A 12,417-nucleotide genomic window follows, 5' to 3' on the forward strand; every position below is an offset into this window, starting at 1 on the left:
GCGCGGCGCGGGCGGGAGCACGTAGCGCGGCTCGGGTCCCGTCGGGTCCGGCCGTGGCCGCCGGTCCGGGCGGCTCACCGTTCGCCCTCGCCGAGCAGCGGCGGGCCCTGGAGCGGAACCTCGTACGGAGGGCGGTCGGGCGGGTCGTAGAGGACGGCCAGGTCCTCGGCCCAGGCGTGCTCGGACCGCTCCTCGGGCCCGGCCTCGGCGTCGTCGGCCCGCATCCGGCGCAGGGTGCGCACCGGCCGGTGCAGCCCCTCGGCTCCCCGGACGCCGTCGAGGAACATGCCGGCCCGCTTGTGGAAGTCGGCGCAGTCGGTGTGCTCGCGGGCCGAGTGCCGCCACAGGGCGATGGGGTGGCCGGCGGCCAGCGCCGCCTCCATGGCCCGCTGGCCGTCGCCGCCGCCCGCCGGGCCGCAGTACACCGGCACGCTGCCGTCGGCCGCCGCGTCGAGGCGGATGAAGGCGGCCATCCTGGTCTCCCTGCGCAGCTGCGGCGCGTGTCCTTCCGCGCCCTGGGTGAGGACTTCGGCGCGCAGTGGGACCGCCCGCAGCGGGCCGCTCTCGCTGCCCCGCCAGCGCCGCCGCCACTCCGGGGACGGCGGATGGTGGCTGCGGTAGCGGTCGCGGACGACGACGGCGCGCCGCTGGCCGAGCGGCAGGGAGCGCTCGCCGAAGGGCTCGTCGTCGGGCGAGAGCCGCCAGGTGTCGAGCGGCTCGTCGAACAGCTCGCGCGGCAGCACCGCTTCGACGGCTGCGAGGTGGTCGCCGCTGTCGCCGAGGCCGAGCGCGTCGGCGAGCGGGCCGCGGAGCGTCTCGCGGAGCCGGTCGCGGGTGACTCCGGTGTCGTCGCCGCTGAGCGGGCTGACGGTGCGGCCGTCGAAGAGCAGCATCACACGCCAGGCGTACCGCGGCGGGGTGCTGTACGGGACGGGGTCGACCTCGACGCGGACGTCGGCCCGCGCGCCCGCCTTCCGCGCGGGGACGGCCGCGGCGGGCGGCGGCCCGGGGGCGAGGAGGGCGGTGATCTCCTCGTGCACGGCGGGGTGCGCCTCTCCCGACTCGCCGGCGATCCAGTCGACGAGGCCCGTCAGTCCGGCCGGTCCGGCCTCCTCGCCGTACCGATCGGTGACGTGGCGCGCGACGTGCGCCGCGTACAGCAGGACGGCGTCGAGACCGAGGTCCGTGCCGTCCAGGCGGCCGGGGCCGGCGGGCAGTTCGTGGAGCCGGCCCACTCCGTCCCGCCAGGTGCGGGCGTCGGTCTCCAGGACCGCCTGGTAGTCGGGGTGCAGGACGCGGCGCTTGACCGCGTCGACGAGGGACATGACCTCGCCGGGGCCGTCGGGCGGCGGGAGTTCGGCGAAGTGGCCGTAGAGCTGGGCCCGGCGGCGAGGGCTCACGCCGCGCGCGGTGGGCGACCACAGGGCGGTCTGGGCGGCGGTCCAGCTGTGCCCGGGGCGGCTCGCGCGCCGGCGGTGGTGCCGGTCGTGGGCCCGTAACGCGTCGTGGAGCACGGGGGCTTCGGAGACGTCGTGCAGCTCGCGCAGCGAGGTCAGCGGGACGACGGCGCCCTCGCCGTCGCCGCGGCCCTTGATGACACCGATGACGGCACCGCGCCCGAGGTCGACGACGGGGCCGCCGGAGCAGCCCTCGATGAAGACGGCGTCGCGCACCAGCAGGGCCTTGCCCACGGCGCCGAACGCCTCCCCCTCCACGTCGCGGACGCCGGGTTCGCCGGTCTGGAGGGCCCATCCGTGCAGGCTGACCCGGCTGGGCGTGGTGGGGGGCCGCTCGCTGAGCCGTACGCAGTCGGCGTGCTCGGCGCCGTCGACGCGGACGAGCGCGAGGTCGGGGAAGTCCCAGGAGGCGAGCTCCTGGTCGGGCGTGGCGGGGCGCGGCTTGGCCAGCACGACCCGGCCGGTGGTCCGGCCGCCCTCCCAGGTGATGCCGACGGCCGGTTCTTCCCTCCACACCGCGCTTCCCCCCTTGGCCACGACGTGGGCGCAGGTCAGCACCCAGCCGGGGGCGATGAAGAAGCCCGTGCCCCAGAACGGGTCGCCGTGCGGGTCATACCCGCCCTCGGGAGCGGAGATGCGCACGAGGGCGGGGCGCACGAGCGCGTCGAAGGCGCTCATACGGCGCCGGGGCCGTTCTCCGGGGAGACGACGGGCGAGGGCAGGGCGGGCGCCGTGGTGCCGGTGCCGTCGGCGGCCGGTTCGCGGCCGGGCTCGGTCCAGGTCAGGGAGACGTTGACGGAGGCCTTGCCGCCGCCGTCGGCGAGCACGCCGATCACCTTGCCCGCCTGCGCGGAGAGTTCGATGCCGAAGCTGACGGCGACCTCCACCGAGCCCTGCGGGTCGAGTCCGGCGCGCAGCGAGCCGACCACGCCGCGCACCACGTCGGTGAGGCCGCCCGCCATCGAGACCACCCGGTCGCCGATGCCGGTGTCCTGGAACCCGCCGCCCCGGCCGAGTTCCTCCGCCCCGCTGACGCGGGCCCAGACGGGCGTGCCGTCGTCCAGCCGTATCCGAGCGATCCCATGCGTCACAGCGGCCCCCGCTCCCCGAAACGATGATGAACGAGGCTAGTCCGTGGTGCGGAAGAGGAACAGGGGACGCGGTCGGGTCCGCCCGGCACGGCCTATTCTGATCGCATGTACTTCACCGACCGTGGCATCGAGGAACTGGAGAAGCGGCGCGGCGAGGAGGAGGTCACCTTCGAGTGGCTCGCCGAGCAGCTGCGGACGTTCGTCGACCTCAACCCCGACTTCGAGGTGCCGGTCGAGCGCCTCGCGACCTGGCTGGCCCGTCTCGACGACGAGGACGACGAGGAGTGACGGCGGACGACCAGGAGTAGGACCGCTTGAGGGGTATTGATCACGGGTGGCGCGACGCTCGTGATCAATACCCCTTTGCGCTGTCCCGGGAGCCCTCGGACCGCCCTCGGAACGGTCGCCGGACCCGGCCCGGACCCGCCCCCGGACCCGGTCTCGATCTCGGTCTCGGTCTCGGATCCGCCCTCGAACCCGGCCCGGACCGGACCCGACCTACCTTCGACCCCACCCCGGCCTGCCTCCGACCCGACCTTGGCCCGCCTCCGACGCGACCCCGGCCCGCCTCCGACGCGTCCCCGAGGACCCCTGTCAGGGGTGAGTCAGGGTTGACTTGACGAAGCCGCGATATATCGTGTCTATCGGAGACGCGATATGTTGCGTCGCGTTCGCGACACGGGAGGTCAGCACCATGACAGAGTGGTCCGTCACCGAGCCTGGAAAGATCCCGCTGGCCGGCCCCGTGACCCGGGTGCGGGTGCGGGTGGTCAACGGAGCGGTGAACGTCGTGGGCACCGACGAGGGTTCCGCCCGTCTGGAGATCTCCGAGATCGAGGGCCCGCCGCTGATCGTCTCGCAGGAGGGCTCCACGCTGACCGTCTCGTACGAGGACCTTCACTGGAAGGGCTTCCTCAAGTGGCTCGACCCCAAGGGACACCGGCGCCGGGCCGTCGTCTCGGTCGCGGTCCCGACGGGCGCCGACGTCGAGGTCGGCTCGGTCGCCGCGGAGACCGTGGTCTCCGGCGTCCGGGGGCGTACGGCGGTCCGCTGCGTCTCCGGTGACACGACGCTGGTGGGCCTGCGCGGTCCGGTCCGCGCCGAGACCGTCTCGGGGAACCTGGAGGCCCAGTCGGTCACCGGAGCGCTCCAGTTCAACTCGGTGACCGGCGACATCACCGTGATCGACGGCGCCGGCTCCGCGGTGAAGGCCGAGACGGTCAGCGGAGACATGGTCATCGACCTCGACCCGGCCGCCGACCTGGACGGGCCGCCCGCCGACATCCGGCTCACCAGCGTCTCCGGAGAGGTCGCCATCCGGCTGCCGCACCCGGCGGACGCCAAGGTCGAGGCGAGCACCACCAGCGGCTCCCTCTCCAGCGCCTTCGAGGACCTGCGGGTCGGCGGCCAGTGGGGCACCAAGTCCCTCACCGGCACCCTCGGCGCGGGGCGGGGCGCACTCAAGGCGACCACGATCTCCGGCTCCATCGCCCTGCTGCGCCGCCCCGACACCGAGCCGGACGACGACGGCCACGACGACGGCTCGGCCGCCACCTCCCCCACGCCCGGAAAGGTCCTCTGACATGCCACCCGTCTTCGCTCACGGCCGTCTCCGGCTCTACCTGCTCAAGCTGCTCGACGAGGCGCCCCGCCACGGGTACGAGGTGATCAGGCTGCTGGAGGAGCGCTTCCAGGGCCTCTACGCCCCGTCGGCGGGCACGGTCTATCCGCGGCTCGCCAAGCTGGAGGCGGAGGGCCTGGTCACGCACGCCACCGAGGGCGGCCGGAAGGTCTACTCGATCACCGACGCCGGCCGTGCCGAACTCGCCGGGCGCGGCGGCGAACTGGCCGACCTGGAGGTGGAGATCCGCGAGTCCGTCTCCGAGCTGGCCGCCGAGATCCGTGACGACGTGCGCGGCGCCGCGGGGAAGCTGCGCAGCGAGATGCGGGCGGCGGCGAGCGCCACCCGCTCGACGGGGAACGCGTCGACGGGCTCGCCGTCCTTCGCCGAGGCGAAGGAGGAGCTGCGCAAGGCGAAGCAGGAATGGAAGGAGCAGGCCCGCCAGGCCCGCGCCGAGGCCCAGTCGGCTCGCCGCCAGGCCAAGGAGTTCCAGCGGATCGCCAGACAGGTCCAGGAGCAGGTCCAGGACCGTGTGAAGCACGGGGACTGGCCGACGGGCGTCTGGGAGGGAATCTCCGACATCACCGCCCAGCTGGGCAGTCTCGTGACGGGCACGGTCCACGGCACGTCCGCCCGCCCGGCCTCGCCCGAGCAGGCGGTCTCCGACTGGGCCAAGGACATCGACGGCGCGGCCGAGCCGGCCCGCGAGCTCGACCGGCTCCTGGACCGCTTCCGCGACGACATCCGTGACGCCGCCCGCGACCACGGGGTGTCCCGCGCCCAGCTCGCCGAGGCCCGCCGGCACCTGGCCACGGCGGCGGACCACGTCCTCGGCCTCCTGGCCCCGAACAGCGGCAAGCCGTGACGAGGAGGAGGCGAAGAGGGCGGGGCCGGCGCCCCGCCGGCGCCGTCAGCCCCGGCCGGTCGCCTTCACCGTGACCGTCACCCGCGCGCCCGGGGCGGCGAGGACGACGGCGCGCCCCGGCTTCGGGCGCAGCACGATCGCCCTGCCCCCGGCCTCGACCTGCCACGAACCCGGGGGCAGGGACAGCTCCGTGACGCGGGAGCCGCGGGGCCCGGCGGCGTCGTACTCGAGGCGGTAGACGCGGGCGGCCGGGTCGTACGCGGAGCGCCGGACGGTGCCGGCGACGGCCTCCGCGTACGGCTCGGCGGTCAGCTCCTTGTTCGTACGGAAGGCGCCCGCGCCGTCCACCGCGCAGTAGCCGCCGCCGTAGCACCACTCCCAGCCCGCCCAGCCGGAGCTGTAGCGGCCGAGCGAGGCCATCGCCTCGCGGAAGAAGCGGTTCATGTGGGGCAGGGAGCTGTTGAGCGGACCCCACTCGCCGACCAGCACCGGGACCCCGTACTCCTTCGGGTACTGGGTGACGGCGGCCTCGTAGGACTCGATCCAGCCGGCCGACGGGTCGTAGTCGGCGCCCGCCTCCATGCCCGCGTTGTAGAAGTGCGGGGCGTAGACGACCTTCGGGTCGTCGATCCGGCCGAGCCCGGTGGGCACGCCCTCGCCCACGATGGGGGTCGGCTCGACGAAGATCCAGCCGTCCCGGTCGACCGCACGGACCGAGTCCGCGATCCGGTCGTACATGGGGGTGATCTGCTCCCGCTCGATGCGCCGGGCCGCCGTCGCCAGGTCCTCGCCCTCCCGCAGCTCGCCCATCGGCTCGTTGATGAGGTCGTAGCCGAAAACGGCCGGGTGGTCCTCGAAGCGGTCGGCGAGCACCCGCCACATGCGCGCCTGGGCGCGGCGCAGGTCCTCGTCCTCGTACAGATGCGTGAAGGCGCGCTGGACGGCGGGTTCGAAGTACTCGGAGAACCAGTCGTCGGGGTTCGGGGTGAAGGGCAGGCCGTCCGTCCGGGTCGCCCACTCCGGGATGCCGCGGTGACCGAACGCCGGCCCGAAGACGTCCTGGTGGGCATCGATGACGACCTTCATGTCGTACGTGTGGGCCCAGTCCAGGAGGCGCTCGATCCTGCGGAGGTAGTCCTTGCTGTAGTGGCCGGGGCGCGGTTCGAGGTCGTCCCAGAAGACGACCACGCGGGCGAGGTTGAAGCCCTTGGCGCGCATGTCGCGGAAGTGCTTCTCGGTGATGGCGCTGAAGGCCTGGTCGCCGCGGTGTGCCTTGTCGGCGACGTTCCAGCCGCGCAGGGTCAGGACGCGGCCCCGGGAGTCGGTGAGCGCGGGAATCCCGCCGCCCCCGCCCGGTTTCCCTCCGGTCTCGGCGTGCGCGGCGGTCGCCGCGGGGGCGAGGAGCGCGGCGACGGCGACGGTTGCCACGAGGGTGGTTCGCACGGTGGACCTCCAGCACGAGGAAGTGAGCGATGTTCACCTTTCACGTGCCGGAGATCCCATCAGTACTACTGACGAGTCATCAAGAGGTCGGAGGTAATTACTTCGAGGGACGTCAGGACCTCAGGACGTCGCGTCGGGGCCTCACGCGCCGGGACGTCGTCAGGACGTCGTCAGGACGATCTTGCCGAAGAGCTCGCCCGACGCCATCTTCTCGAAGCCCTCGCGCGCCCGGTCCAGCGGCAGCACCTCGTCGATGACCGGCCGCAGTCCCGTGGCGGCGCAGAACGACAGCAGGTCCTCCAGCTCGTCCTTGGAGCCCATGGTCGAACCGACCACCTTGAGCTCCAGGAAGAAGATCCGGGTCAGTTCGGCGTGCGAGGGGCGGTCTCCGCTGGTCGCGCCGGAGATCACGAGCGTGCCGCCGGGGCGCAGCGACTTGACGGAGTGGGACCAGGTCGCGGCACCGACCGTCTCGATGACCGCGTCCACGCGCTGCGGCAGCCGCGCGCCCGGCTCGTACGCCTCGACGGCGCCCAGTTCGACGGCCCGCTTCCGCTTGGCCTCGTCCCGGCTGGTGGCGTAGACGCGCAGTCCGGCCGCCTTGCCGAGCGCGATCGCGGCGGTCGCGACGCCGCCGCCCGCGCCCTGCACGAGGACCGAGTCGCCGGGCCGTACCCCGGCGTTGGTGAAGAGCATGCGGTACGCGGTCAGCCAGGCGGTCGGGAGGCAGGCGGCCTCCTCGAAGGACAGCTCCTTCGGCTTGGGCAGCACGTTCCAGCTGGGGACGGTGACCCGCTCGGCGAAGGTGCCCTGATATCGCTCGGTGAGGATGGAGCGCGGCTCGCGGGGGCCGACGCCGTGTCCGGTCTGGCCGATGACGGAGTGCAGCACGACCTCGTTGCCGTCCTCGTCGATGCCGGCGGCGTCGCAGCCGAGGATCATCGGCAGCTTCTCCTCGGGCAGCCCGACCCCGCGCAGCGACCACAGGTCGTGGTGGTTGAGCGAGGCGGCCTTGACGGTGACGGTGGTCCAGCCGGGCCGCACCTCGGGCTCGGGGCGCTCCCCCAGTTCGAGGCCGTTCAGCGGCTGGTCGCGGTCGATTCGGGCGGCGTAGGCAGCGAACATGGCTCCGACCCTAGGGGCCCGACGGTGAGTCACGGAACCACACACCGCTGTGACGCATGTCCCTCGCACCCGCCGCCCCGGAAGCCCACGGCCGTAGCCTTCGAAACCCGAAGCCTTCGAAACCCGATGCCTGCAAAGCCCGATGCCTTCGAAACCCGAAGCCCGAAGGCCAAGCCGTCGAAGCCCGCAGACCGCAGCCTTCGCGCACCTCCACCGGAAACCCGTACGCCACAAGGCCCCGCCCGGTTCGGCCGAACCCGGGCGGGGCCTCTCGTGTCGCGCTCTCGCGGTGTCGCGCTCTCGCGGTGTCGCCGTGTCGCGCGCGTCAGCGGCGGGCGACGCCCTCCGCGCGGGCGGCGGCGGCGACCGCGGCCGCGACGGCCGGGGCGACCCGCTCGTCGAACGGCGACGGGATGACGCACTCGGCGGACAGCCGGTCACCGACCACGCCGGCGATCGCGTCGGCCGCGGCGATCTTCATGCCCTCGGTGATCCGGGAGGCCCGGACCTGGAGCGCGCCGGCGAAGATGCCGGGGAACGCGAGGACGTTGTTGATCTGGTTCGGGTAGTCCGAACGGCCGGTGGCCACGACCGCCGCGTACTTGTGCGCGACGTCCGGGTGCACCTCGGGGTTCGGGTTGGCCATGGCGAAGACGAAGGCGTTCGGCGCCATGGACGCGACCGCCTCCTCCGGCACCGTGCCGCCGGAGACGCCGATGAAGACGTCCGCGCCGGCCAGCGCGGTCTCCAGGGAGCCGCTGAGGCCCGCCTTGTTGGAGAGCCCGGCGATCTCGCGCTTGACGTCCGTGAGGTCCTCGCGGTCGCTGCTGACGATGCCCTTGCGGTCGGTGACGCACACGTCGCCGATGCCGGCCTCCAGCAGGAACTTCGCGATCGCCACACCGGCCGCGCCGGCGCCGGAGATGACCGCGCGCAGGTCGCCCAGCGTCCGGCCGGTCAGCTTCGCCGCGTTGCGCAGGGCGGCGAGGGTGACGATGGCCGTGCCGTGCTGGTCGTCGTGGAAGACCGGGATGTCCAGGCGCTCCTGGAGCTTGCGCTCGATCTCGAAGCACCGGGGCGCCGAGATGTCCTCCAGGTTCACGCCGCCGAAGGACGGGGCGAGCCGGACGACGGTCTCGACGATCTCGTCGGCGTCGGTGGTGGCGAGCGCGATCGGAACCGCGTCCACGCCGCCGAACTGCTTGAAGAGGATGGCCTTCCCCTCCATGACCGGGAGGGAGGCCTCCGGGCCGATGTCGCCGAGCCCGAGCACCGCCGTGCCGTCGGTCACGACCGCGACGACCTGGGACTTCCAGGTGTAGTCGTTGACCAGCTCGGGCTGCTCCGCGATTGCCGTGCACACCTTGGCGACGCCGGGCGTGTACGCGAGGGACAGGTCGTCCTTGTCGCGCAGCGGCACCGTGGCCTGAATGGCCATCTTGCCGCCGCGGTGCAGCGCGAACACCGGATCGAAGGGCTCGCCGGGAGCCCCTTCCGTACCGCTCTCGCTGCGAGGATTGACGATCTCCGCTGCCATTGGGTTGACCCCTTAAGTCTTCTTCATTTGAGGGTGGCCACTCCTTGTTGAGGAGGGGTGGGTGGGTCCCGCGGCCGCCCTGTCTGGCAGCCGCGCGGGCGCGCCGCACAACGCGCCCTGAGCCCCGGATGAGGGGTGTAAGGATCCTTCTTACCGGACAGAAGGCTCCGGAGACGAGTCCATACCTCCTCGGTGATGCGACTCATACCGAGTGCTACCGGCCTCGGATGGAGCACGGATAGAGAATGACTCGTCACTCCATGTCCGGATAGATGCACCTGACACCCGAATAGCGGCCTTCCTGTCGTCCGGATGGCGAGATAGCCGGGAGAATTTACGGTGCAGATGGCACCTCTCCGAAGAAGGTTTTGCCTTGGGGGGACTGGCCACCGCGATTCGGCCGCGACCCGTTATCCGATTTTGACATCCGTGGCCGTCGGTTTGAGGCAGTCCGAATGGCAAGATGCCCGTAATCACACGAGGTCGCGGCACTCGAAGGTGCGTGCGCGGCCTCAGGCAACTCCCTCACACGCCGGAGGAACCCGACCATGACCGCACGCTCCACGCGCTGTACGACCGCCGCCAAGACCCGCACCTCCCGTCTTGCCGCGGTCGCCGCCATCGCGGTCGCCGGCTCGATGCTGATGACCGCCTGCGGCGACCAGACCGAGGGCGGCTCCACCAAGGAGGGCGGCTCGTCCTCCGCCGCCGCGAGCAACGCCCCGCTCTTCTCGAAGCTCCCGGCCGACATCCAGAAGGCCGGCGTCATCAAGGTCGGCACGGACGCCTCGTACGCGCCGATGGAGTTCACCGAGGGCGGCAAGATCGTCGGTGTCGACCCCGACATCGCGCAGGCCCTGGGCAAGCAGCTCGGTGTGAAGTTCGAGTTCACCTCGGGCACCTTCGACGGCCTGATCACGTCGATCTACACCGGCCGCCAGGACCTGATCATGTCCTCGATGACGGACAACAAGAAGCGCCAGGAGGGCCTGGACGACAACGGGAAGAAGATCGGCAAGGGGATCGACTTCGTCGACTACTTCTCCTCCGGCGTCTCCCTGCTCGTCAAGAAGGGCAACCCGCAGGGCGTCAACTCCCTCGACGACCTGTGCGGCAAGACCGTCGCCGTCCAGCGCGGCACGATCTACGAGGACACCTTCAAGGCGCAGGCCGCCAAGTGCGGCGACAAGAAGCTCACCATCCAGGCCTTCGACACCGACGCCGAGGCGCAGACCCGCGTCAAGGCCGGCGGCGCCGTCGCCGACCTGAACGACTACCCGGTGGCCTCGTACATCGCGAAGACCTCGGGCGGCGGCAACGACTTCGAGGTCGTCGGCAACCAGAGCGACGTCGGCCTCTTCGGCATCGGCGTCTCCAAGGAGAACACCCAGCTGCGCGACGCCGTCAAGGAGGCGCTCGACGCGATCATCAAGGACGGCTCCTACGCCGAGGTCCTGAAGAAGTGGGACGTCGAGGGCAGCGCCGTGAAGCAGGCGACCGTCAACGCCGGCAAGTGATCTCCTCGCACCACTGAAGGGCAGTCGTCGTGACTGACAAGATCTCCAAGGAACCGGCCGACGCCACGCCGGCCGGCTCCGGCCCCTCGGGCAGCCCGTACGAGGCGATCAAGGCGATCCCCGTACGCCACTACGGCCGCTGGATCAGCGGCGTCGTGGTCGTGGTTCTCCTCGGGTGGCTCCTCTACGCCTTCTCCCAGGGCAACATCATCTGGGACACGGTGTGGGACAAGGTGTTCGACCCGTCGATCCTCGACGGTCTGGCCAACACGATCATCATCTCGATCGCGTCCATGGCCCTCGGTCTGGTCCTCGGCATCGTCTTCGCCGTGATGCGCCTGTCGAAGAACCCGGTCACGGGCGCGGTCGCCTGGCTCTACATCTGGTTCTTCCGCGGCACCCCGGTGTACGTGCAGCTGCTGGTGTGGTTCAACCTGTCGCTGATCTTCCAGTACATCAACCTCGGGCCGATCTACAAGAACGAGACCGTGGACGTCATGACGCCGTTCATGGTCGCCCTCCTCGGCCTCGGCCTCAACGAGGGCGCCTACATGGCGGAGATCGTCCGGGCCGGCATCCAGTCGGTCGACGAGGGCCAGACCGAGGCGGCGCACGCGCTCGGCATGTCCCAGACGAAGACCATGGGGCGGATCGTTCTTCCGCAGGCCATGCGGGTCATCGTGCCGCCGACGGGCAACGAGTTCATCAACATGCTCAAGACCTCGTCACTGGTCTCGGCGGTGCAGTACACCGAGCTCCTGCGGGCCTCGTCGAACATCGGCAGCACGGCCGGCGCCGTGATGGAGATGCTCTTCGTCGCCTCCATCTGGTACCTGGCCCTCACCAGCGTCTTCAGCGTCGGCCAGTACTACCTGGAGCGCCGCTTCGCCCGCGGTTCGACCCGTAACCTGCCGCCCACCCCGTGGCAGCGGGTCAAGAAGAACCTGACCACGTTCAAGCGTTCCCCGGAGATGTCAGCATGACCGAGCCCATGGTCAAGGCCGAAGGCGTCCACAAGTCCTACGGCGCGGCGCACATCCTGCGGGGCATCGACCTGGAGGTGCAGAACGGCGAGGTGTTCTGCCTGGTCGGCCCCTCCGGCTCCGGCAAGTCCACCTTCCTGCGCTGCATCAACCACCTCGAGCGCATCGACGGCGGACGCCTGTCCGTCGACGGCCAGCTCGTCGGCTACCGCCAGAAGGGCGACAAGCTCTACGAGCTCAAGGACAGCGAGGTCGCAGCCCAGCGCCGCGACATCGGCATGGTCTTCCAGCGCTTCAACCTCTTCCCCCACATGACCGCCCTCGCCAACGTCATGGAGGCACCGATCCAGGTGAAGGGCGAGTCCAAGGCCGTCGCCCGGGAACGCGCCGAGCGACTCCTCGACCGGGTCGGCCTGCGCGACCGCATGGGCAACTACCCCTCCCAGCTCTCCGGCGGCCAGCAACAGCGCGTCGCCATCGCCCGCGCACTCGCCATGCAGCCCAAGCTCATGCTCTTCGACGAGCCCACCTCCGCCCTCGACCCCGAACTGGTCGGCGACGTCCTCGATGTCATGCGCCAGCTCGCCGAGGACGGCATGACAATGATCGTCGTCACCCACGAAATGGGCTTCGCCCGCGAGGTCGGCGACAACCTCGTCTTCATGGACGGCGGCGTCGTCGTCGAATCCGGCCACCCCCGCGACGTCCTCACCAACCCCCAGCACGACCGCACCAAGGCCTTCCTCTCCAAGGTCCTGTAAGACACGGAGAAGACACG

General features: G+C 71.4%; 11 protein-coding genes. 6 read left to right on the forward strand and 5 right to left on the reverse strand.

From position 1 onward, the window contains the following. Nucleotides 1-74 precede the first annotated feature (74 nt). Nucleotides 75-2,135 carry a VMAP-C domain-containing protein gene (locus ESG85_RS11385; RefSeq protein ID WP_128978128.1) on the reverse strand — a complete coding sequence of 687 codons (2,061 nt, stop codon included), beginning with the start codon at nt 2,133-2,135 and terminating at the stop codon, nt 75-77. Beyond that, nucleotides 2,132-2,548 (reverse strand): CU044_2847 family protein, encoded by a 417-nt coding sequence (locus tag ESG85_RS11390; RefSeq protein WP_219825178.1) that lies wholly within the window; start codon nt 2,546-2,548, stop codon nt 2,132-2,134. Before ESG85_RS11390 ends, ESG85_RS11385 begins: the two co-directional genes overlap by 4 nt. A gap of 105 nt (nt 2,549-2,653) precedes the next feature. Between ESG85_RS11390 and ESG85_RS11395 the strand changes: the two genes are divergently transcribed. The 3 genes from ESG85_RS11395 (at nt 2,654) to ESG85_RS11405 (ending at nt 5,034) form a co-directional block, all read left to right on the forward strand. Continuing rightward, nucleotides 2,654-2,836 (forward strand): DUF6104 family protein, encoded by a 183-nt coding sequence (locus ESG85_RS11395; protein WP_005312030.1) that lies wholly within the window; start codon nt 2,654-2,656, stop codon nt 2,834-2,836. A 406-nt stretch (nt 2,837-3,242) separates the two neighbouring features. Continuing rightward, complete coding sequence (locus ESG85_RS11400) at nt 3,243-4,130, forward strand: DUF4097 family beta strand repeat-containing protein (protein WP_128978129.1); 888 nt, start codon at nt 3,243-3,245, stop codon at nt 4,128-4,130. Nucleotide 4,131: 1 nt separating this feature from the next. Beyond that, nucleotides 4,132-5,034, forward strand: a complete 903-nt coding sequence (locus tag ESG85_RS11405) for a PadR family transcriptional regulator (protein WP_128978131.1) — start codon at nt 4,132-4,134, stop codon at nt 5,032-5,034. A 45-nt stretch (nt 5,035-5,079) separates the two neighbouring features. Here ESG85_RS11405 and ESG85_RS11410 read toward each other — a convergent pair whose 3' ends face one another. The 3 genes from ESG85_RS11410 to ESG85_RS11420 form a co-directional block, all read right to left on the reverse strand. Beyond that, nucleotides 5,080-6,477, reverse strand: coding sequence for a cellulase family glycosylhydrolase (locus ESG85_RS11410; RefSeq protein ID WP_128978133.1), 1,398 nt, complete (start codon nt 6,475-6,477; stop codon nt 5,080-5,082). Nucleotides 6,478-6,636: 159 nt separating this feature from the next. Further along, on the reverse strand, nt 6,637-7,602 hold the full coding sequence (locus ESG85_RS11415) for a zinc-binding dehydrogenase (RefSeq protein ID WP_128978135.1): 966 nt from the start codon (nt 7,600-7,602) through the stop codon (nt 6,637-6,639). 325 nt (nt 7,603-7,927) lie between these two features. Further along, nucleotides 7,928-9,139 (reverse strand): NAD(P)-dependent malic enzyme, encoded by a 1,212-nt coding sequence (locus ESG85_RS11420; protein WP_128978137.1) that lies wholly within the window; start codon nt 9,137-9,139, stop codon nt 7,928-7,930. A gap of 548 nt (nt 9,140-9,687) precedes the next feature. On the opposite strand from ESG85_RS11420, the gene ESG85_RS11425 reads away from it, so the two are divergent. The 3 genes from ESG85_RS11425 to ESG85_RS11435 are packed head-to-tail and all read left to right on the forward strand — an operon-like array spanning nt 9,688 to nt 12,400. Then, nucleotides 9,688-10,656, forward strand: coding sequence for an ABC transporter substrate-binding protein (locus ESG85_RS11425; protein ID WP_128978139.1), 969 nt, complete (start codon nt 9,688-9,690; stop codon nt 10,654-10,656). Between the two features lie 29 nt (nt 10,657-10,685). Then, the gene (locus ESG85_RS11430; RefSeq protein WP_128978140.1) at nt 10,686-11,639 is read left to right on the forward strand and encodes an amino acid ABC transporter permease; all 954 of its coding nucleotides are present in this window, start codon (nt 10,686-10,688) and stop codon (nt 11,637-11,639) included. After that, entirely contained in the window at nt 11,636-12,400 is a 765-nt protein-coding gene (locus tag ESG85_RS11435) for an amino acid ABC transporter ATP-binding protein (RefSeq protein WP_128978142.1), read from the forward strand. Before ESG85_RS11430 ends, ESG85_RS11435 begins: the two co-directional genes overlap by 4 nt. Nucleotides 12,401-12,417 lie beyond the last annotated feature (17 nt).

The sequence above is a fragment of the Streptomyces roseicoloratus genome (assembly GCF_004117935.1).
GTDB lineage: Bacteria > Actinomycetota > Actinomycetes > Streptomycetales > Streptomycetaceae > Streptomyces > Streptomyces roseicoloratus.